The 20770-nt window shown below is 72.8% G+C and carries 18 protein-coding genes; 7 read left to right on the top strand and 11 right to left on the bottom strand.

What is annotated here, in order from left to right:
* Nucleotides 1–697, bottom strand: a 697-nt coding sequence (locus AB4Z02_RS17780; RefSeq protein ID WP_441972619.1) for a PspC domain-containing protein, incomplete at its 3' end; no start/stop codon positions are given.
* Nucleotides 698–822: 125 nt separating this feature from the next.
* Here AB4Z02_RS17780 and AB4Z02_RS17785 point away from each other — a divergent pair.
* Both AB4Z02_RS17785 and AB4Z02_RS17790 read left to right on the top strand, forming a co-directional pair.
* Entirely contained in the window at nucleotides 823–2247 is a 1425-nt protein-coding gene (locus AB4Z02_RS17785) for an ATP-binding protein (RefSeq protein ID WP_441972621.1), read from the top strand.
* A complete protein-coding gene (locus AB4Z02_RS17790) occupies nucleotides 2234–2914 on the top strand; it encodes a LuxR C-terminal-related transcriptional regulator (protein ID WP_056882400.1) in 681 nt (226 codons plus the stop codon). Before AB4Z02_RS17785 ends, AB4Z02_RS17790 begins: the two co-directional genes overlap by 14 nt.
* A 32-nt stretch (nucleotides 2915–2946) precedes the next feature.
* Here the strand turns inward: AB4Z02_RS17790 and AB4Z02_RS17795 are convergent, their stop codons facing one another.
* A complete protein-coding gene (locus AB4Z02_RS17795) occupies nucleotides 2947–3459 on the bottom strand; it encodes a pyridoxamine 5'-phosphate oxidase family protein (RefSeq protein ID WP_082590025.1) in 513 nt (170 codons plus the stop codon).
* Nucleotides 3460–3610: 151 nt separating this feature from the next.
* Here AB4Z02_RS17795 and AB4Z02_RS17800 point away from each other — a divergent pair, with 151 nt between their 5' ends.
* Complete coding sequence (locus tag AB4Z02_RS17800; protein WP_056882401.1) at nucleotides 3611–3967, top strand: hypothetical protein; 357 nt, start codon at nucleotides 3611–3613, stop codon at nucleotides 3965–3967.
* Between the two features lie 48 nt (nucleotides 3968–4015).
* Here the strand turns inward: AB4Z02_RS17800 and AB4Z02_RS17805 are convergent, their stop codons facing one another.
* Genes AB4Z02_RS17805 through AB4Z02_RS17820 form a run of 4 tightly spaced genes read right to left on the bottom strand, consistent with a single transcriptional unit; the run spans nucleotide 4016 to nucleotide 7615 of the window.
* Nucleotides 4016–5131: a DNA polymerase IV gene (locus AB4Z02_RS17805; RefSeq protein ID WP_441972623.1), complete on the bottom strand. Its 1116-nt coding sequence runs from the start codon at nucleotides 5129–5131 to the stop codon at nucleotides 4016–4018.
* A gap of 31 nt (nucleotides 5132–5162) precedes the next feature.
* On the bottom strand, nucleotides 5163–6176 hold the full coding sequence (locus AB4Z02_RS17810) for a quinone oxidoreductase family protein (protein ID WP_441972625.1): 1014 nt from the start codon (nucleotides 6174–6176) through the stop codon (nucleotides 5163–5165).
* Between the two features lie 37 nt (nucleotides 6177–6213).
* The gene (locus AB4Z02_RS17815) at nucleotides 6214–6783 is read right to left on the bottom strand and encodes a GNAT family N-acetyltransferase (RefSeq protein ID WP_441972627.1); all 570 of its coding nucleotides are present in this window, start codon (nucleotides 6781–6783) and stop codon (nucleotides 6214–6216) included.
* 7 nt (nucleotides 6784–6790) lie between these two features.
* On the bottom strand, nucleotides 6791–7615 hold the full coding sequence (locus tag AB4Z02_RS17820) for a uracil-DNA glycosylase (protein WP_441972629.1): 825 nt from the start codon (nucleotides 7613–7615) through the stop codon (nucleotides 6791–6793).
* Nucleotides 7616–7688: 73 nt separating this feature from the next.
* Between AB4Z02_RS17820 and AB4Z02_RS17825 the strand changes: the two genes are divergently transcribed.
* On the top strand, nucleotides 7689–9083 hold the full coding sequence (locus AB4Z02_RS17825) for an FUSC family protein (RefSeq protein ID WP_441972631.1): 1395 nt from the start codon (nucleotides 7689–7691) through the stop codon (nucleotides 9081–9083).
* 135 nt (nucleotides 9084–9218) lie between these two features.
* Here AB4Z02_RS17825 and AB4Z02_RS17830 read toward each other — a convergent pair whose 3' ends face one another.
* Nucleotides 9219–10565 carry an MFS transporter gene (locus AB4Z02_RS17830; protein WP_441972633.1) on the bottom strand — a complete coding sequence of 449 codons (1347 nt, stop codon included), beginning with the start codon at nucleotides 10563–10565 and terminating at the stop codon, nucleotides 9219–9221.
* A 48-nt stretch (nucleotides 10566–10613) separates the two neighbouring features.
* Nucleotides 10614–11180 (bottom strand): GNAT family N-acetyltransferase, encoded by a 567-nt coding sequence (locus tag AB4Z02_RS17835; protein ID WP_441972634.1) that lies wholly within the window; start codon nucleotides 11178–11180, stop codon nucleotides 10614–10616.
* A gap of 45 nt (nucleotides 11181–11225) precedes the next feature.
* Between AB4Z02_RS17835 and pcrA the strand changes: the two genes are divergently transcribed.
* Entirely contained in the window at nucleotides 11226–13667 is a 2442-nt protein-coding gene (gene pcrA / locus AB4Z02_RS17840) for a DNA helicase PcrA (RefSeq protein ID WP_441972636.1), read from the top strand.
* 38 nt (nucleotides 13668–13705) lie between these two features.
* Here pcrA and AB4Z02_RS17845 read toward each other — a convergent pair whose 3' ends face one another.
* Both AB4Z02_RS17845 and AB4Z02_RS17850 read right to left on the bottom strand, forming a co-directional pair.
* Nucleotides 13706–14515, bottom strand: a complete 810-nt coding sequence (locus AB4Z02_RS17845; RefSeq protein ID WP_441972638.1) for a M23 family metallopeptidase — start codon at nucleotides 14513–14515, stop codon at nucleotides 13706–13708.
* Nucleotides 14516–14682: 167 nt separating this feature from the next.
* Nucleotides 14683–15723: a lipase family alpha/beta hydrolase gene (locus tag AB4Z02_RS17850; RefSeq protein WP_441972640.1), complete on the bottom strand. Its 1041-nt coding sequence runs from the start codon at nucleotides 15721–15723 to the stop codon at nucleotides 14683–14685.
* A 104-nt stretch (nucleotides 15724–15827) separates the two neighbouring features.
* On the opposite strand from AB4Z02_RS17850, the gene AB4Z02_RS17855 reads away from it, so the two are divergent.
* A complete protein-coding gene (locus tag AB4Z02_RS17855) occupies nucleotides 15828–16229 on the top strand; it encodes a cobalamin B12-binding domain-containing protein (protein ID WP_056882411.1) in 402 nt (133 codons plus the stop codon).
* A gap of 107 nt (nucleotides 16230–16336) precedes the next feature.
* Here AB4Z02_RS17855 and AB4Z02_RS17860 read toward each other — a convergent pair whose 3' ends face one another.
* On the bottom strand, nucleotides 16337–18268 hold the full coding sequence (locus AB4Z02_RS17860; RefSeq protein ID WP_441972642.1) for a CocE/NonD family hydrolase: 1932 nt from the start codon (nucleotides 18266–18268) through the stop codon (nucleotides 16337–16339).
* 417 nt (nucleotides 18269–18685) lie between these two features.
* On the opposite strand from AB4Z02_RS17860, the gene AB4Z02_RS17865 reads away from it, so the two are divergent.
* Nucleotides 18686–20734, top strand: a complete 2049-nt coding sequence (locus AB4Z02_RS17865) for a M4 family metallopeptidase (RefSeq protein ID WP_441972644.1) — start codon at nucleotides 18686–18688, stop codon at nucleotides 20732–20734.
* The last annotated feature ends 36 nt before the right edge of the window (nucleotides 20735–20770 follow it).

A 20770-nucleotide genomic window follows, 5' to 3' on the forward strand; every position in this document is an offset into this window, starting at 1 on the left:
GTGCCGGGGGAGAGCCGGCCCCGGGGGGCGTCGCGGCACCGTACGGAGCCTGGGGTGCCGCGCCGCCGGCGGTGGGCGCAGCGGTGGTGCCGTACGTCGCCGGCTCGGGAGCCGCGCCGTACGCCATCGCTGACGGTGCGGACGAGGAGCCGTACGTCGTGGTGGGCGAGGCGGGGTAGGTCGCGGTGGGCGGGGTGCCGCCGGGTGCTGCGTACGGGGTCGGGCCGGCCACGGGTGCAGCCTCCTGGCCGCGCCTGCGGGTGACCAGCCAGACCACCAGGCCGACGGGGATCACGACCCACCAGACCCACCCCATGCCCGGCGTGTCACGGGCGAACCCGGTGCCGCCGACCAGCGACAGGCCGATCACGACCAGCAGGATGATGCCGAGGACGTCGCCGTCGCGCAGGGCCCGCTCGGCCACGATGTCGTCCTTGTCGTTGGGCAGGAACGCCCAGGCGATGAGGTAGACGGTGATGCCCAGGCCGCCCATGACGACCAGCAGGACCAGCACCGCGCGGATGACGATCGGGTCGACTCCGAGGCGGGTGGCGATGCCGGAGCACACGCCCGCCAGCCACTTGTCCTCGCCGTCGCGGCGCAGGTCGATGGACCTCAGCCAGTCGAAGAACCGGTCGATGCCGGAGGCCTGTTCGTTGTTCGTCGGGCCCGCGGCGGGCCCATGGGTCTGGGTCATGTCATCCATCGTGTCGCCGGGCGGGGCGCGCAACCATGAGGGTCGACCCTGAACGGACCCTGACGCGGCCCTCCAGCACCCTGAGCAGGCTCGGTTTCGGGGCCGGGGTGCGTCAGGATGAGGGCATGCCCACCCCCTACGAGCGGCCGGTCCCGCCGACGGACACCAGGTTCGCCGAGCGCCGCGTCGCCCGGCCGACCCTCACGCGGCCGGCCGAGGGCAGGGTCATCGCCGGTGTCTCCGCGGGGCTCGCGGCGCACCTCGGCTGGTCGGTGCGGTGGGTGCGCATCCTGTTCGTGGTGCTGTCCATCCCCACCGGTGCCGGGCTCGTCGCCTACGTCTTCCTCTGGGCGCTCACCCCGCTGTCCCGCGGCGGGGTCGTCGACGGCCGGCGCCGCGCCGTCGACCCGGCCGACCCGGCAGCCGTCGCGGGCGACCCCGTCAGCGGCGACCCCGTCAGCGGCGGGCCGGTCCTGGAGGCCGAGCGCGACGCCACCCGGGTCCTGCTCGTCGGCGGCCTCATGCTGGCGCTCGGCCTGGTCGTGGTGGCCCAGAACGCCGGCCTCAACGCCCGCCTCGGCATCCTGCTGCCCCTGCTCGTCGTCGCCGCCGGAGCGGTGCTGGCGTGGTCGCAGCTCGACGACCGGCAGCGTGGGCGGTGGCTGGGCGCCGAGAGCGGGACGCGACGGTTCAGCGCGGCCCGGCTGGTGTTCGGCGGCGTGCTCGCCCTCGCCGGCCTGGTCATCATGGCGACCCGCGGCCGGTCGCTCGAGGCCATCTGGGACATCGGTGCCGCCGTGGTCGCGGTGCTCGCCGGTATCGCGCTCGTTGCGGCGCCGTGGGGCCTGCGGTTCTGGTCGGACCTGCGGCACGAGCAGGCCGAGCGCGCCCGCGCGACCGAGCGGGCCGACATCGCGGCCCACCTGCACGACTCGGTGCTGCAGACCCTCGCCCTGATCCAGCGCAAGGCCGACGACCCGGCCGCGGTCAACCAGCTCGCCCGCGCCCAGGAGCGCGAGCTGCGCGCCTGGCTGTACGCCGGTCCGGCCGACAGCGACGCGACCCTCGCCGCCGCCGTGGCCGAGGTGGCCCACGAGGTCGAGGACCTGCACGGCACCCCGATCGACGTCGTCGCGACCGGCGACCGCCCGCTCGACGACGGTGGCCTGGCCCTCAGCCGGGCGGTGCGCGAGGCCCTGCTCAACGCCGTGCGCCACGGCCAGCCCCCGGTGTCGCTCTACCTCGAGGTGGGCCCGCTCGGCGTCGAGGCGTTCGTCCGCGACCACGGCCCCGGCTTCGAGCTCGAGGAGGTGCCCGAGGACCGGCTGGGCGTGCGCCAGTCCATCCTCGGCCGCATGGACCGCCACGGCGGGACCGCGCGCGTACGCCGTCTCGAGCACGGTACCGAGGTCGTGCTCACCCTCCCGGCCGCCACCGCCGCTGCCCAGCCCAACGCCGCCCAGCCGAGCCACGCCCAGCCGAGCCCCGCCCAGCCGAACCCCGCGCAGTCCGTCCCCGCCACCTCAGAGGAGACCCGTGAACACGCCTGAGAAGAAGCCCGTCGAGGTCGTCCTCGTCGACGACCACCGGATGTTCCGGTCGGGGGTCAAGGCGGAGCTCGGTGGCACCGTGACGATCGTGGGCGAGGCGCCCGACGTCGACACGGCCGTCGCGGTCATCACCCGCACGCGGCCGCCGGTGGTCCTGCTCGACGTGCACCTGCCCGGCGGCAACGGCAACGGTGGAGTGGACGTGCTCCACGGGTGCCGGGGCCTCACCACCGCCGACGGGCAGCCCGTGCGCTTCCTGGCGCTGTCGGTCTCGGACGCTGCCGAGGACGTGATCGCCGTGATCCGCGCCGGCGCCCGGGGCTACGTCACCAAGACCATCGGGGCGAACGACCTCACCCGCGCCATCCAGCGCGTCGCCGACGGGGACGCCGTGTTCAGCCCCCGGCTGGCCGGGTTCGTGCTGGACGCGTTCGGTGCCGCCGCCGGCGAGATCGCCGAGGTCGACGAGGAGCTCGACCGCCTCTCGGCCCGCGAGCGGGAGGTCATGCGCCTCATCGCCCGCGGCTACCAGTACAAGGAGGTGGCGAAGGAGCTGTTCATCTCCGTGAAGACGGTCGAGACCCACGTCTCGTCGGTGCTGCGCAAGCTGCAGCTGTCCTCACGCCACGAGCTCACCGCGTGGGCGATGGGCCGCCGCCTCCTCTGACGCCGGCGACGGCCCCTGCAGGCTCCGACCGGTCAGAGCTGGACGGTCTCGTTGTCGCCGACGTCGGGCTTGTCGCCGGTGACCTTGCTCTTGACGAGTGCGATGACGCTCGCGACCCGGCCGCCGGGGCTGTCCCAGTACTCCGCGCTCTCGCCACGCACCTTGACCAGCACCACGTTCGGGTCCTGCGGTCCCTTGGCGAACCATGCCTCCGCGAACGGGTTCCACAGCTCCTCGTTCTTGGCGGGGTCGCGCACGACCTCTGCGGTGCCCGACACGGAGACCCAGGACGACGAGCCGGCGTAGGCGACGTTGACGCGCGGGTCGGCCTGCACCTCGGCGACCTTGGGGGAGGAGGCCTCGGCGAAGAACCACAGGTCGCCGTCGAACTCGACCTCCTGCGTGGCCATCGGCCGGCTCACGAGCGACCCGTCCGGCGCGACGGTGGTCAGCATGCAGGTGCGCTCGTCCTTGATGAGGTCGCGGACGGTGGCGACGGCCTCGGGGTCGTGGGTCGTGGCGGTGGCGTGGTGGGAGTCGGTCACGGTGGTTCCTTCGTCGTCATCTCGGTGTCCGCCCTGCTCAGCGGCTGTTCCTCGACGCTAACCCGCGCGCTGTGGCGCGGCACCTCGTGCAGCCGGGAGGCCGGAGGCGTGCACCGGAGAGGGCACAGGCGGCGCCGATAGGCTCTTCGGTATGCAGCTCGTGTACGACCTCTTCGTCGTTGCCCACCTCCTCGGCATGGCCGCCCTCGTCGGTGGCTGGCTGGTCCTGCTGACCGGTGCCTCCTCCACGACGGTCATGGCCTGGGGTGCTCGCGCGCAGCTCGTCACCGGGCTGGTGCTCGTGGGCCTCGCGGAAGGCGTCAGCTCGCTCGACGAGCACCTCAACCACACCAAGATCGGTGTGAAGCTGCTGGTCGCCATCGCCGTGGTCGCCCTCCTCGAGATCGGGCGCGCCCGCACGAAGCGCGGTCAGGACGGCAGCGCCCTCATCCGTGCCGCCGGCGCCCTGGGCGTGGTCAACGTCGTCATCGCGGCCGTCTGGAGCTGAACGCACGCCCCCGGCACTCAAGCCCCCGGCACCCCAGCCGGCGCCCGGTCAGCGGGCCGAGGGGCCGCCGCGGCCCGTGGTGCGCGGCGCGGCATACCCACCCGGGGGCGGCACCATCTCGGCGCGCACGCCGAGCAGCCTGATCGGCCGGTCGTCACCGAGGGCCCGCAGCAGGTCGAGCGCCGTGGCGGCGATGACCGCCGGGTCGAACGTCTGCTCGGCCAGCTTGCGGATGCGCGTGGTGGTGAAGAACGGCGCGAACCGCACCTTGAGGTGCACCCGGGCGCAGGCGCGGTCCTCGCGCCGGATGTCCTCCACCACCTGCCGGGCGAGCACCGCGATCGCCTCCTCGACCTCCTCGGGCGACACGAGGTCCTGCTGGTAGGTCGTCTCGCGCCCGTGCGCACGGGCGACCCATGGCGTGTCGTCCACCGTCGCCGACCCGTCGCCGCGCCCGAGCCGCCCGTAGTGCGGCCCCATCGACGGCCCGAACTCGCCGACGAGCACCGCCTCGTCGGCGGCGGCGAGGTCGCGCACGGTGGCGTAGCCGTGCTTGGCCAGGCGAGCCGCGATGCGCGAGCCCACACCCCACAGGGCCGTCGTGGGCCGCTCGCCCATCACCTCGAACCAGTTGTCGCGGGTCAGCTCGAACACCCCGCGCGGCTTGCCGAAGTCGGTGGCGATCTTGGCGCGGACCTTGGTGTCGCCGACCCCGACCGAGCAGTGCAGGTCGGTGCGCTCGAGAACCGCTGCCTGGATGGCGCGGGCGCAGGCCCAGGGGTCGTCGGTCTCGAGGCCGACGAACGCCTCGTCCCACCCGAGCACCTCGACGACGGCGCCGGGCACGCCTTTGAGCGTCGCCATCACCTCGGCCGAGGCCGCGTCGTAGACCGGGCCGTCGACGGGGAGGAAGACCGCGTCGGGACACTTGCGTGCCGCCAGCCGCAGGGGCATGCCCGAGTGGACGCCGTGCTCGCGGGCCTCGTAGGAGGCGGTCGACACCACGGCCCGCTCGGTGGGGTCGCCGCGCCCGCCCACGACGACCGGGAGTCCTGCCAGCTCGGGCCGCCGCAGCACCTCGACCGCGGCGATGAACTGGTCGAGGTCGACGTGCAGCACCCAGCGCCGCACGACCGCCGACCCGGAGGTCTCCTGCTCGACCATGGCCCCATCCTGCCGCGGGTCGGCGACAGCGTCAGGGGAGCAGGAGCAGCTTGCCGGTGGTCCGGCGCCCTTCGAGGTCGTCGTAGGCGGTGGCCGCCTGCTCCAGCGGGTAGCGGCCACCGATGTCGATGCGCAGCCTCCCGGCCGCGATGTCGCCGAGCACCGCGGTGCCGCGCTCGAGCAGCTCCTCCCGGGTGGCGGTGTAGTGGCCGAGCGTCGGGCGGGTGACGAACAGCGAGCCGCCGCTGTTGAGCCGCTGGAGGTCCAGCGGCGGCACCTGCCCGCTCGCGCCACCGAACAGCACCATCATCCCCCGGGGGCGCAGGGACGCGAGGGACGCGTCGAACGTCGCCTTGCCGACCCCGTCGTAGACGACGTCGACTCCCTTGTCCCCGTTGGCCTTCCGCACCTCGGCGGCCAGGTCGTCGACCTCGGCGTAGTTGATGACGGCGTCGGCGCCGAGCGCCCGCGCGATCTCCAGCTTGGCCGCCGAACCCGCCGTCGCGATGACCCGTCCGCCCTTGGCCTTGACCATCTGGACGAGCAGCTGCCCCACCCCGCCGGCCGCCGCGTGGACCAGCGCCACGGTCCCCTCGCCGACCGGGTACGTGGAGGTGACGAGGTAGTGCGCGGTCATGCCCTGGAGCATCGCGGCCGCGGCCACGTCGAGGTCGACGCCGTCCGGGACGGGAACCAGGACGTCGGCCGGACGGTTGACCACCGTCGCCCCGGCGCCGAGCTCCTGCCCCCAGGCGACCCGGTCGCCGACCTGGACCCCGTCGACGCCCGGTCCCACCGCGGTGACGGTGCCTGCGCCCTCGGAGCAGGACACGAACGGGGTCGTCATGGGGTAGACGCCCTGGCGCTGGTAGACGTCGATGAAGTTGACGCCGACGGCCGCGACCTCGACCTGCACCTCGCCCTCACCTGGCATCGGGACCGCGACGTCCCGGACCTCGAGGACGGAGGAGTCGCCGTGGCGGGGCACGACCAGGGCCCGCGCAGTGGTGCCGCCGGGGGTCTGCACATCGGTGTCGGAAGCCATGGCCCGACCCTAGGCGAGGCCCTCGCGGGCGGCGAGGTCAGGCGCCGGTGTCGATCCAGTAGCGGCGCTTGCCGCTCATCTCGCCCTCGAAGACACCGCCGCACGCCTCGATGGTCCGCGCGGATGCGACGTTGTCGAGGTCGCAGGTGACCAGCAGGCGGTCGATACCGTGGGCGGCAGCGAGGGGCACGACCTGGCGCAGGGCGTCGCTGGCGAACCCGCGCCGCCGGGCGGTCGGCCGCACGCCGTACCCGACGTGGCCCCCGACCGTCGAGAGCAGCGGGTGGTCGATGTGGTGACGCAGCGAGATGGAGCCGACGTACTCGTCGGGCCGCTCGGGGTCCTCCATCCACCAGTACGTCGCGGTGGTCCAGCCCGGAGGTCGCAGGCTCGCCTCGTCCTCGTCCCCGACCCGGTTGGCCACGAGGCGCTCGAACTCCGCGGGGTCCTCCAGCGCCTCGCGGGTGAAGACGACACCGGGGAAGTCGCCCTCGGCCGGCCAGTTGACGATGCCGTCGTGGGCGGACTCGCCCGCCGCGTCGAACTCGTCCGCCGCGGCGAGGAAGGAGCGGTGGAAGCGCAGGTGCGGTGTCGCCAGCAGGACCATGTCGCGACTATGCCAACCGGGCGATGGCGGCGTCGAGCATGGCCTCGGTGAGCTTGCCGGTGAAGGTGTTCTGCTGGCTCACGTGGTAGCTGCCGACGAGCCGGACCGGCCGTCCCTCGGGGGTGGTGAGGACCGCCTCGGCCCCGTGCCCGAACCTCGGCTTGGGGCGCGGGACGTCCCAGCCGAGCCTTCGCGCGCTGCCGAGCGCGGCGTCCCACCCGATCGATCCGAGGGCCAGCACCGCCCGCAGCCGTGGTGCGGCGAGGGTGACGTCGCGGTCGAGCCAGGCCGAGCAGGTCGCCTTCTCCAGGGTGGTGGGCTTGTTGTCCGGCGGCGCGCAGCGCACCGCCGCGACGATGCGGATCCCCTTGAGCTGCAACCCGTCGCCGCTGGCCCACGACTGCGGCTGGCTGGCGTACCCCGCGCGGTGCAGCGCGGCGTACAGCCAGTCGCCGCTGCGGTCGCCGGTGAACATCCGGCCGGTGCGGTTGGTGCCGTTCGCCGCGGGGGCCAGCCCCACGAGGAGCACCTCCGCTTCGGGGTCGCCGAACCCGGGACCGGGGCGACCCCAGTACGGCTGGTCGGCGAACGATGCGCGTCGCCCGGTGGTCGCGACGGACTCGCGCCAGGCCACGAGGCGGGGGCAGGCACGGCACACCGACACCCGGGCGTCGAGCTCGGCGGTGTCGGGGGAGGAGCCGGCCAGGCGGACGACCTGCACCGGTGTCCGGGCGACGGGCGTCCCGGCCGTGGCGGGGTCGCCCGGCCACCCCGTGCCCGGAGGCACCGGCGAGGTGAACGGCTGCCCGGTGACCGGGTGTGGGTCGCGCACCCGGCCACCGTAGACGCGGCGTCGGCCCGGCGCTCGCCTGTCGCCCCGGCCCCGACCGTGCGAACCTCTGTGCGTGGCCGAGCTCAGGGACGTACGCGGGTGGTTGTCGGTGGTCGCCGACCGCGCCTGGCCGGGACGCCCGACGCGATGGGTCGACCTGCCCGTGCGGCTTCGACCGACGCTCGCGTGGGTGCTGCGGCTCACCTCGGCGGCGGTCATCGCCTGGCTCATCGCGGGCCGGCTCACCGGCATCTCCACCGACCTCACCGCTCCGCTGACGGCGCTGCTCGTGGTCCAGGCGTCGGCCTTCTCGACGCTGCGGATGAGCGTGCTGCGGGTCGGCGCCGTGCTCACCGGCGTGCTCGTGGCCGTGGGGTTCTCCGCCCTCGCCGGGTTGTCGTGGTGGAGCCTCGGAGCCGTGATCGCCGCGTCGCTGGTGCTCGCCCGCGTGTTCCGTCTCGGTGAGCAGGCGCTCGAGGTGCCGATCAGCGCCATGCTCATCCTCGCGGTGCGCTCACCGGACGTCGCCGCCGAGGCGCGCATCGCCCTCACCCTCGTCGGCGCCGGGGTCGGGGTCGTCTTCAACCTCGTGCTGCCGTCGGCCGTGCCCAGCGGCCGGGCGGGGTCGGCCGTCCTGCGCGTCGCCTACGCCACCGCCGACTGCCTCGACCGGGCGTCCCGCTCGATGGCGACCGAACGCCTGCGTCGCAGCGAGGTCGAGGAGTGGGCCGACGAGACCCGGAGGGTCGCCGCGCACGTCGCCGAGGCGTCGAGCGTGGTGACGCAGGTCAAGGAGGGCCGCCGGTTCAACACCCGGGCCCTGACCACGCGGGACGTCGAACCCGGCCTGCGTGAGGGGCTGGACCGGCTCGAGGCCACCGTGCTCGCGATCCGGGCCCTGTTCACGGTGATCCTCGTCGAGCTGCCGCCCGAGCACCGGGACGACCGGGACGACCGGGGCGACCGGGACGACCGGGGCGACCGGGACGGGGGCGCCGGCCCCGAGGACGACGTCATGCCCGAGGACGCGTTCGACGAGGACGCGCGGCTGGCGTTCTCGGTGGTGCTGGGTGACGTCGGCGACTGCCTGCGGGCCTACGGCCGCCTGGTGTACGCCGAGGCCGGCGGCGCGCAGGAGCGGGCCGAGGAGGCCCTCGCCGAGAGCCTGGAGATCCTGCGGGAGACCCGCGCGATCCTGACCGAGCTGCTCACGAGCCGGCCGGAGGGGCGGCTCGAGCTGTGGCTGCTGCGGGGCTCGGTGCTCGCCGCCGTGGAGCAGGTCCTGGTGCAGCTCGACCTCGAACGGCGTGCCCGCCTCCGTTCCGCGTGGCAGCGCCCGGCGCCGATCGCGGCGGTGGCCCCGCTGGTGCGTGACGCGCTGCCGCGGGCCCGCGCGCGGCGTACCGGCACCTGGTCCGGCGCCCCGGACTCCCTCTCCCCCACGAGCAGCCACCACCACCCCCGCTGACCCCGAACCTCGCCCCCGCCCCGGCCATGGTGCGCCGAAGTCCCAGACCTCGGGCCAAATCACCCTCTGTGGCCCGAAGTCCCAGACTTCGGCGCTCAGGCCGCCGCCAGGACCCGAAGTCCCAGACTTCGCCGCTCACGGAAGTGGCGCGACGGGGTCGACCTCGGGGTTGCCGACGGGCAGAGCCACGGCTGCAGGACCCGGCGCCACGAGGTTGCGCACGCCGGGGGAGGCGAGCGCGCCCAGGGTCGTGACCACCATGACGACCCCGCACACCACCAGGGCCCGGTGTGCACCGACGTGTTCCGCGGCAGGCCCGGCCAGCACGAGCCCGAGCGGCCCGAGGAGCATCGACCCCATCGCGTCGTACGAGCTCACCCGTGACAGGGCCGCCGGCGGCACCACACGCTGCATGGTCGTCTGCCACAGGATCCCGAACAGGTCGAAGCACAGCCCGAGCACGAACGCCGACGCCACGACCACCCACAGCGGGGCGCTGGCCCCGAGCAGGAGGTATGGCGGCGCGGCGCCCAGGGTGAGCAGCACGCCGAGCAGGATCGGGCGCCGGGGCCGCAGGCGCATGGCCACCAGCACCCCGACGATGAGGCCGACCGCCTCGCCGGTGAGGACCGCGGTCCACGCGGTGGGTCCGCCGAGCTCCTCCCGGGCCACCACGGGTCCGAGGACGAGGTGGGCGGCCTGGAACACCATGACCAGCACCGAGAACTGCACGACCACCACCCACAGCCACTGCCGCGAGCGGAACTCGTCCCAGCCGTCCCGCAGGTCCGCCAGCGCCGAGTTCGAGCCCGCCTTCCCAGAGACAGCTCCCTCAGGGGCCCCCGACCCAGAGGCCCCCGACCCAGCCGCTGCCACGAGGGCGGGTCGCGCCGGCAGCCGCATGAGCGCCACGAGGAGACCCGAGCAGGCGAACGACGCGCTCGCGATCGCCAGCGCCCAGCCTCCGCCGACGCCGGCCACGACGATCCCGCCCGCGACCAGCCCCGCCACCCTGGCGATGTTGGTGCCGAGGGCGAGCACGGCGTTGCCCTGCTGGAGGTGCTCCGGCGGCACGACCTCGGGGACGATGCCGGTCAGCGCGGGCCACACCGTGGCGGTGGCGGTGCCGGACACGACGGCGGCGGCGGCCAGCCCCCAGAGGGGCGCGTGCTCCGTACCCACCATCACGGCGAGCGCCGCGTGGGCGAGGGCGTTGACCCACTCGGCGACCTGCAGGACGCGGTGGCGCGGGTAGCGGTCGGCCACGACGCCACCCACCAGGATGAACAGGACGACTGCGATGGACTCGGCGGCGAGGACGGTGGACAGCGTCGTCGGGGTGGCCCCTGGCAGGTCGAGGATGCCGAACGCGAGGGCCACGGGGGCGAAGGCCACGGCCAGCATCGACAGCGTCCGGGCACTGACCAGCAGCGCGAACTGGCGCTCGCGCAACAGGTCCCGGACGGGCGTCTGGTCGGCCACGTCCTCACGCTACGCGGCGTGGCAACCGTGTTTTCGTGACTTCGAGGCTCAGCCCGGACGGGTCGGGAGCCAGTAGCGGCGGACACCTCCACGGCTGTCCTCGTACTCGCCGCCGTTGGCCTCGATCACTGCCCGCGACCCGGCGTTCTCCTCCAGGCAGGTGAGGAGCACCCGGGGGCCGTCCACGACGCCGTGGGCCAGCACGAGAGCCTGCGCGAGGGCGCGCGTCGCGTGCCCGTGCCGACGGGCGGTGGGCCGCACGCTGTACCCGATGTGGCCACCCTCCTCGAGCAGCCGCTCGGTCAGCCGGTGCCTGATCGCCAGCGACCCCACGTACTCGTCGCCGTCCACCATCCACAGGAAGGTCACCGGGGTCCAGCCGCGCCGGCGCGGCGCGTCCTCGTCGCAGGCGCGCCGCCGCTGCGCCACGAACCGCGCGAACTCCCCGCGGTCGCGCAGGCCGTCCCGGTTGAACGCGAACCCCGCGTAGCCGTCCTCCGGCTCCTGGACCCAGTCCCCGTCGCCGTCACGCTGCTCCCCGGAGGCGAGGAACTCGTCCGTCGCCGCCAGGTAGGAGTCCTGGTGACGCACGTGCGGAGGGACGAGATGGGTCATGCGGCGACGCTACCTGTCGGCCGCGGCACGTAGGCTGGAGGCAACATGAGCACGCTGTTCGACGACCTGCCCTTCGACGGTTCACCGTCCCCCGACTCCCGACCCTCGGCAGCCGCCGCCCGCGCGACCGCCGTGGACGAGCGTGGCGTCCCCACGTGGGCGCAGGCCGCCGCGGAGGGCCACCCCGACGGCGGGTCCGGTGGCCACGCCGACCCCGAGGCGCTGCTCGAGGGGCTCAACACCCAGCAGCGCGAGGCCGTCCTGCACGAGGGGTCGCCGCTGCTCATCGTCGCCGGTGCAGGCTCGGGCAAGACCCGCGTGCTCACCAACCGCATCGCCTACCTCCTCGCCGCCCGTGGCGTGCAGCCCGGTCAGGTGCTGGCCATCACGTTCACCAACAAGGCCGCCGCCGAGATGCGCGAGCGCGTCGCAGCCCTGGTGGGGCCGCGCGCCAAGGCCATGTGGGTGATGACGTTCCACTCCGCGTGCGTGCGGATCCTGCGCCGCGAGGCCGGCAAGGTGGGGCTGAAGTCGACGTTCTCCATCTACGACGCCGCCGACAGCCAGCGGCTCATGGCGATGGTCATGCGCGACCTCGACCTCGACCCCAAGCGCTACCCGCCGCGGTCGTTCAGCCACCAGGTGTCCAACCTGAAGAACGAGCTGGTCGACGAGGAGACGTTCGCCTCCCGAGTCGCGGAGGGCACCCACCAGGAGCGGATGCTCGCCGAGGCCTACACCGGCTACCAGCGACGCCTGCGCCAGGCCAACGCCCTCGACTTCGACGACCTCATCATGACCACGGTCAACATCCTCCAGGCGTTCCCCGACGTCGCCGAGCACTACCGGCGCCGGTTCCGCCACGTGCTCGTCGACGAGTACCAGGACACCAACCACGCGCAGTACCAGCTCGTGCGTGAGCTGGTCGGTGGGGCAGCGGGCTCGGCCGGTATGCCGGTCGGTGACGGCCCCGAGGTGCCGCCCGCCGAGCTCGTGGTGGTCGGCGACGCCGACCAGTCCATCTACGCCTTCCGTGGTGCGACGATCCGCAACATCGTGGAGTTCGAGGAGGACTACCCCGACGCGCGGACCATCCTGCTCGAGCAGAACTACCGCTCGACCCAGACGATCCTGCAGGCGGCCAACTCGGTCATCGCCAAGAACCCCGAGCGACGCAAGAAGAACCTGTGGACCGACAGCGGTGACGGCTCGCTCATCGTAGGCTACGTCGGCGACAACGAGCACGACGAGGCCGCGTTCGTCGCCAAGACGATCGACGAGCTCGGCGACACCGCGGGCGTGAAACCCAAGGACGTCGCGGTCTTCTACCGCACCAACGCCCAGTCACGTGCGCTCGAAGAGGTGTTCGTGCGGGTCGGGTTGCCCTACAAGGTGGTTGGCGGCACGCGGTTCTACGAGCGTCGCGAGGTCAAGGACGCCCTGGCCTACCTGCGCGTCATCTCCAACCCCACCGACACGGTCAACCTGCGGCGCATCCTCAACGTGCCCAAGCGCGGCATCGGCGACCGGGCCGAGGCCTGCGTCGCGGCCCTCGCCGAGCGCGAGCGCATCCCGTTCGTCGCGGCCCTGGGCCGTCCCGAGGATGCCCCCGGCATCGCCACCCGCTCGGTCGCGGCCATCAAGGGGTTCACCGGCCTGCTCGAGGAGCTCGGCCGGGTGCACGAGGACGACGAGCAGGGTGTCGGCGCGCTGCTCGAGGCGGTCATCGAGAAGTCCGGCTACCTCGCCGAGCTGCGCGCGTCGCACGACCCGCAGGACGAGACCCGCATCGAGAACCTCGCCGAGCTCGTGGCCGTCGCGCAGGAGTTCGACGAGACCCGCGCGGAGACCGGTGAGGTGGCCTCGCTCGAAGACTTCCTCGAGCAGGTGTCGCTGGTCGCCGACGCCGACGAGATCCCCGACGGCGAGGAGGCGGAGGACCTCGGCGTCGTGACGCTGATGACGCTGCACACCGCCAAGGGCCTCGAGTTCCCGGTCGTGTTCCTCACCGGCCTCGAGGACGGCACGTTCCCGCACCTGCGCTCCCTCGGCGACCCCAAGGAGCTGGAGGAGGAGCGCCGGCTCGCGTACGTCGGCATCACCCGGGCCCGCGAGCGGCTCCACCTGTCGCGGGCCGCGGTCCGCTCGGCGTGGGGTGCGCCGCAGTACAACCCGGCCAGCCGGTTCCTCGACGAGATCCCTGGCCACCTGGTCGACTGGCAGCGTGCCGAGGCCGCCAACAGCTTCCGGCGCTCCTCGACTCCTGCGGTCGCCCGCCTGGCCCAGCGCCCCGGCGTCCGGTCGCCCGGCAACCGGCCGCTCATCTCCCTGCACGCCGGCGACAAGGTCACCCACGACAGCTACGGCATGGGCACGGTCGTCAAGACCGAGGGCGAGGGCGACAAGACGCAGGCGCACGTCGACTTCGGTGGCGACACCGGGGTCAAGCGGTTCCTGTTGCGCTACGCCCCCCTGGAGAAGCTCTAGCCGCCCAGACGGCTCGGCAGACGCGAGAGGCGCGGGGCCTACTGCAGGCCGTGGTCGCGCAGCCAGGGGGCGGGGTCGATTGCCGCGCCACCGTTGGGGTGGATCTCGAGGTGCAGGTGGGGGCCGGTGGAGTGCCCGGTGTTGCCGGACGCGCCGACGAGGTCGCCGGGGGCCACCTTGTCGCCCACCGAGACGCCGATGCTGCTCATGTGGCCGAACACGGAGACGGTGCCGTCCCAGTACTCGATCTCGACCTTGTTGCCGTAGCCGCCCTGCCAGCCGGCGAAGACGACCCTGCCGGTGGACATCGCGTGCAGCGGGGTGCCGACGGGAGTGCCGAAGTCGTCGCCCTGGTGCATGCGGCCCCAGCGCCAGCCGTAGCCGGAGGTGAAGACCGCGCCCTTGATCGGCATGACCCAACCCTCGCGCGACTTGCGCTCGGCCTCGGCCTTCTTGACGGCGGCGGCCGCGGAGCGTCGCTTGGCGACGGCCCGGCGCTCGGCGTCACGCGCGATCCGGGCGACCTCGGCCCTGCGCTGCGTCTCGAGCACCTGCGCGGCGACGGCGCTGCTCTGGGCCTCGCGCTGCTGCACGGACTCCGTGTGGTCGAACTCCGCGAGCGCGGCGCTGCGCGCCTGCATCGTCGTGCTGTTGCCGGTGAGGGCAGCGTGCGCGGGGCTGGACTCGGCCACGGTGGCGCCGGTGGCCGTGACGACCAGTGCAGCCGCTGCCGCGCTGGGGAGGACGAACCCGCCGCGGAAGCCTGCGGGGAGGCGGGGTCCGCGCCGGGGCGCCCGGTGGCGGCCCGGGGCGCGGTGACGGCCCGAGTACGTGGGGGAGGAGCTCACAGAGAGGTGACCTTCGTGCGGGGACACGGAAGCCACGAGGGTAGCGTGACCAGTTCGTTATCCAAAATGCGCTTTGTGGATGAGGCGACTAACATCTGCGCGCGTCGCGCTGACCTGCACGGATGCCACGACGGCGTGGTGGCGGACCTGGGGAGCAGGAAGGCCGGTCAGGCGCCTCGGCGAGGCAGCTCGGTCACGCCGGGGGTGACGGTGTGGCCCTCGGCGTCGAGGTGGGCCAGCGTCGTGGAGATGCCGTGCACCACGCTGCCGATGATGGGCAGCGACATGTGGCCGACGCCGTGCAGGTCGATGTTGCGCACGCTCAGGTCGGGGTGGGTCAGGGCCGCGTTGCGCTGCGGGAAGACCATCTGGTCCAGGTCCGACCAGTACACGACGAACCGGGTCCGGCACTCCGGCACCGGCTGGTCGAGCTCGCGCAGCAGCCCGCTGCCGGGCCGCAGCTGCCGCGTGAGCTGGTTGTGCCACCCGTATGCCGTGTAGGTGCCGTGGTGCGGCGTGCCGAGGGTGACGAGGGTGTGCACCCGGGCGTCGCCGCCGAGGCGCGTGACGTAGTAGCGGGCGATGAGGCCGCCCATGGAGTGCCCGACGACGTGGATGCGCTCGTACCCGGTCTCGGCGACGAGGGCCTCGACCTCCTCGGCGAGGCGCACCGCGGCGACGCGGACGTCGGCGGTGAAGGGGGAGTAGTTCATGCTCGTCACGCGCCCGAAGCCCCGGCGCCGGAGTCCGTGGCGCAGGAGGGTGAAGATCGAGCGGTTGTCGACCATGCCGTGCACCAGCAGGATCGGCGTGCCGGCCGCCTCGACGTCGGACACCACGAGGCCGCGCTGGGTGGGCGGCAGGTGCTCCACGCGGTACTCGAGGTGGCTGTCGCGTCCGTGGCGCCCGAACGCGCCCCACGGGTAGAGGGCGAGGTGGGTCGTCAGCCACGCGGCCTCGACGGCGGCGCCCACGAGCCCGGTCGGCGTGGCCAAGGCCTTCGCCGCACCTCCGACCACGTCCTGGGCGGCGGCGGCTGCGGCAGTCGTGGCAGCGGCGACCTGGCCCGCAGCCCGCCCGACCGCCGTCGTCGCGGCAGACCGCAGGGCGGCGGGGCCGGAGCTGGGTGCCGAGGCGCGCGCGGAGGCACCCGACGTGGGCCGCTTCGGTGCGGCTGGTCGGCGCGAGGGCGTGACGCTCTGCGACATGACCTTCCGAACCTAGTGCAGCCCTTCGGTCCGCGCGCGCTCACCGCGCGCACGTCCACGCACGCGGTGTCGGGATGTGTCCACGGAGTGGATAGTCTGCGCCCATGACTAGCTCACCGTTGCGCGTCGTCGTGGCCAAGCCGGGGCTCGACGGACACGACCGAGGCGCCAAGGTCGTCGCCCGCGCCCTGCGCGACGCCGGCATGGAGGTCGTCTACACCGGCCTGCACCAGACCCCCGAGCAGATCGTCGAGGCGGCCATCCAGGAGGACGCCGACGCCGTCGGCCTCTCCGTCCTCTCCGGCGCCCACATGACGCTCTTCGCGAAGGTGATGGAGCTGCTCGAGCAGCGCGACGCCTCCGACATCGTCGTCTTCGGCGGCGGCATCATCCCCGACGGCGACATCCCCGAGCTGACCCGGCTCGGCGTCGCCAAGGTCTTCACCCCCGGAGCCACGACGACCGAGATCGTCGAGTGGGTCCGGGCGAACGTCACCCAGCAGTAGCCTCTCGCCCGACTCCTCGCGTTTGGGGGCCAGAAGGTGACGTACAGATCACCTTCTGGCCCCCAAACGCGCTGGGGCGTCGACGAACGACGCAGGCCGCAGTGCCCCTACGGCACCACTGGGATTCTCAGTGCGGCCGGGGACGTGGGAGAGGCGTGCACGGTGACCGGCTGCACGGCATAGGCGTTCTTGTAGGCCGCGTCGGTGCTCGCCAGCACCAGCTGGAGGCGGTGCCCGGCGTCGACGCGGTGGACGATCGCCGGGAGCTCGATGTGCACTGGCTGGGTGACGTCCGCGACCCGCACGGGGCTGATCAGCTTGTGCACCAACGTCTTCGAGCCGTCAGGGGCCACGTCGTAGAGCTTGGCGAAGACCTGCAGCTGGCCGCTGGGGCCTGCCGCCTGGGTCAGCGCGACCGCCGGCGAGTCGAACTGCACGTCCAGGGTGGGGGAGCCCACGACGTCGACCGGCGAGGACAGGGGCGGGGTCGACCAGGCCCCGAACGTGCCGGGGGTGTCGTATGGCGTCGTGACCCCGGCCGGGAGTGACACCTGTCCCTCGAGGCCGGACACCTCGCTGTACGAGGCGGGGGCGCCCAACCCTGGGTTGGACCAGGACGTCGAGCCCGGCAGGACCGCCTTGCGCGAGGTGACGAGGTCGTCGGCCGAGGAGAGGTACCACGTGCGGCGCGTGCCGACCGGGTACGACGAGGCGCTGGCGTAGGCCGGGGCGGCCGTGCCGGTGTAGGGCACCCAATCGCGGAAGTACGCAAACTCCGGGCCGGTCGAGACCTTCGAGCCCTTGAGCTGGTGGTCGAACCAGTTCCTGATGCGCAGCCCGAGGTAGGTGTCCTCGATGTGCTGGCCGGTGAGGTCGAGCTCACCGGGGGCCGCGCCGGTGTTGTCGCCCGTGCCGCCGGAGTGACCCCATGACTGCCACGCCATGGTCACCGGGACGCCCCGGGCCTTCAGGGACCGGTAGGTGGCGACCGACTCCTGGAGGTTGAACAAGGTGTCGTTCTCACCCTGGATGAGGAACGTCGGCACCGTCACCTTGTCGATGTAGTGCGCCACGGACACGCGGTCGGTGAGCCGGTAGGTGTCGGACGTGGGGTAGCCGATCGTGTCCAGGGTCGCCTTCGCCTGGCAGGCCTCCAGGACGAAGTTGGGGCAGCCGACGTTGCGCGCGGGGTCGACCGCGGCGCCCTGCAGCCCGTCGAGGATCCCCACGCCGAAGAACAGTCCGGTCCAGCCGATCTTCTGCGTCCCCGGCGCCGAGTTCGCGTAGGTGACCCCCTGGGCGAGGCTGGTGTTGTTCGGGGCGAGCGAGTACCGCAGGTCGTTCCAGGTGATCAGCGGCACCAGGGTGTCGACGCGTGAATCCCCTGCCGCAGTAGCGAACTGGATCTGCCCACCGTAGGAGCCACCGATCATGCCGAGCCGCGGGTCGTGGGTGGCGGCGTCGTCCAGGACAGTGAAGTCCACGCCCAGCGTGCCGGCGCCGCCGGCCGCGCCCGCCACGTCCGAGGAGCTGTACGGCGCGGTGCCCCCGCCGCCGAGGAACGTCACGAGTGAGGACGCTGCGACGCCGTCGACCCCCGGGTCGTCGAGCGAGATCTTGCAGCCGCTGTCCGGGAAGCCGAGCCCGGTGTAGGACAGCACCGCGTAGCCACGCCCGGCGAACGCCTTCCCGAGCCCCGCCTGGTCGGCCTTGCTGCCGCCGAAGCCGTTGGTGGTGAGGATGGCCGGCACGCGAGCGGCGGGGCCGGCGGAGTGCGGCTTGTAGAGGTCGGCGTCGATGGTGCAGGTCTGCGGACGGCCGAGGTCGTCGTTGCCGGCCGGCACGGTGAAGTGCAGGCCGGTGTAGGTGTCGACGGGCTGCAGGGCCGTGCTCGAGGTGCTGCCCGCTGCTGTGGGCGTCCCGGCAAGGGGGTCGGCCACGGCGGCGAGGGCGGGGCCGCCCGCGAGGCCGATGGCAGCGAGTGGGAGCAGCGCAGCGGCGCGGCGCCTTCGAGCACGGTTCGGGGGTCGGCGCGTCATCGGGCCTCCACGGTGCACGGGCCGTCCGGTGACCGCCCTCGTGGACGGACAACGACGAAGGCACCCCCGCGGTTACGTCCTCCCTGCTCAGCTGGGTGCGCGGAGGATGGCGCAGCCAGACCACATGGTGGGCTGCGCGTACCGAGCCGTGGACAACCGCCCGTGCCGGGCGGACTGGTGCTGACGCGATCTTGGCTTGCGGCAGAAGATTCGGCAGCCCTGGACGGCTCTCGCCGCAGGTTGCCACGCATTTGGTCAAGTCTTCGCCAGATTCGTTGACCCTGTGGCAGATCGCGGGGTTGGGTCGGCTCGGCGCCGACGCCCACGGTCACGACGTGGCCGTTCACGGAGGGGGAATCGACGTCGCCTCGTGGTGCAGGAACTCCCCGCGCACCCTTGTCCGAGAAGAGGAAACCCGTGATCCGACTGTCCACCGGCGCTGCACTCGGCGTCGCAGTCGCCGCGGCAGTGGCCACCCCACTGTCCGCAGCATCCGCCGCCCCCGCGGCGGCTCCGTCCCAGGCCCCGGGCGTCACCGCCGCCCAAGCCGGGGCCGACAAGGACCGCACCGCGCTGGGCCTGTCCAGCGACGAGAAGCTGGTCGTGCGCAACGTCGTCACCGACCGTGACGGCACCGAGCACGTCCGCTACGACCGCACCTACAAGGGCCTGCGCGTCCTCGGCGGCGACCTGGTCGTCGACAAGGCTCCCTCCGGGTCCGTGCGCCAGGTGCGCTGGAACGGAAACGGGAAGGCGGCCGTGGCCTCCACCTCTCCGTCCGTCGCCGAGACCTCCGCCGAGAGCTCGGGCGCCAAGCGCGCCGGATACTCCCCGAAGAAGAACGACGGCGAGCTCGTCGTCTGGGCCGGCACGGGCTCCCCGCGCCTCGCGTGGGACGTCGTCACGGAAGGTGTCAGGTCCGACCAGACGCCCAGCCGCTTGCACACCGTCGTGGACGCCAAGAGCGGTGCGGTCCTCTCCTCGTGGGACGAGGTCATGAACGGCACGGGCAACTCGATGTACTCGGGCACCGTGACGCTGAACTCGACCCTCTCGGGCAGCACCTACCAGCTCAAGGACGCGATCGGGAACTACACGACCGACCTCAACGGCGCGACCTCCGGCACGGGAACGCAGTTCACCGACGCCGACAACGTCTGGGGCAACGGCACCACCTCGTCGCGCCAGACCGCAGCGGTCGACGCGCAGTACGGGGCGGAGAAGACGTTCGCGTACTACAAGAACGTGTTGGGCCGCAACGGTATCTGGAACACCGGAGCCGGTGCGCGCAGCCGCGTCCACTACGGCAACGCCTACAACAACGCGTTCTGGGACGGCACCCAGATGACGTACGGCGACGGCGCGAGCAATGCGAAGCCGCTCACGTCGATCGACGTCGCCGCGCACGAGATGAGCCACGGCGTCACCGAGAACACCGCGGGCCTCAACTACTCCGGTGACGCCGGCGGCCTCAACGAGGCGACGTCGGACATCTTCGGTACCGCCGTGGAGTGGTACGCCAACTCCTCCGCCGACCCGGGTGACTACCTCATCGGCGAGAAGATCAACATCAACGGCAACGGGACCCCGCTGCGCTACATGGACAAGCCGAGCAAGGACGGCGCGTCCAGGGACTGCTGGTCCTCGACCCTCGGCAGCCTCGACCCGCACTACTCGTCGGGCCCGCTGAACCACTGGTTCTACCTCGCCTCCGAGGGCTCGGGCGCCAAGACCGTCAACGGTGTCTCCTACAACAGCCCCACCTGTGACGGCTCCACCGTCACCGGCGGCGGCCGCAGCAACATCGAGAAGGTCTGGTACCGCACGCTCTCGACCAAGCTCACGTCCGGCAGCACCTACCTCAACGCCCGTGAGGGCGCGATCGCCTCGGCCATCGAGCTGTACGGCGCCAGCAGCCAGACCTGCAAGTCGGTCGAGGCAGCCTTCACGGCCATCGCGGTGCCCGCCGGCACCCAGTCCTGCGGCGGCACGACGCCCCCGCCCACCGGGGGCAACCTGCTCCTCAACCCCGGCTTCGAGTCGGGCGCGGTGAGCTGGACCGGCTCGGCCGGCCCCATCACCAACAACACCGGGCGCCCGGCCCGCACCGGCTCCTGGAAGATGTGGCTGGGCGGCAACGGCGCCACGACGACCGAGACCGAGCAGCAGAGCGTGACCATCCCGGCCACCGCCACCGCTGCGTCGCTGTCCTTCTGGCTGCGCACCGACACCGCGGAGTCCGGCAGCACGGCCTACGACACGATGAAGGTGCAGGTCGTCGACGGTGGGACCACCACCACGCTGGCGACCTACTCCAACGTCGGCACCAACGCGACCTACACGCAGAAGTCGTTCAACGTGCTGGCCTACAAGGGCAAGACGGTGACCGTGAAGTTCCTCATGAACGAGGACTCCTCGCTGCAGACGTCGTTCGTCGTCGACGACACGTCGCTGGCCACCAGCTGACCGCGGTGCGTGGGCCGGCTCCGCCGTCCCACGCAC

The organism is Pedococcus sp. 2YAF34, assembly GCF_052114585.1.
GTDB lineage: Bacteria > Actinomycetota > Actinomycetes > Actinomycetales > Dermatophilaceae > Pedococcus.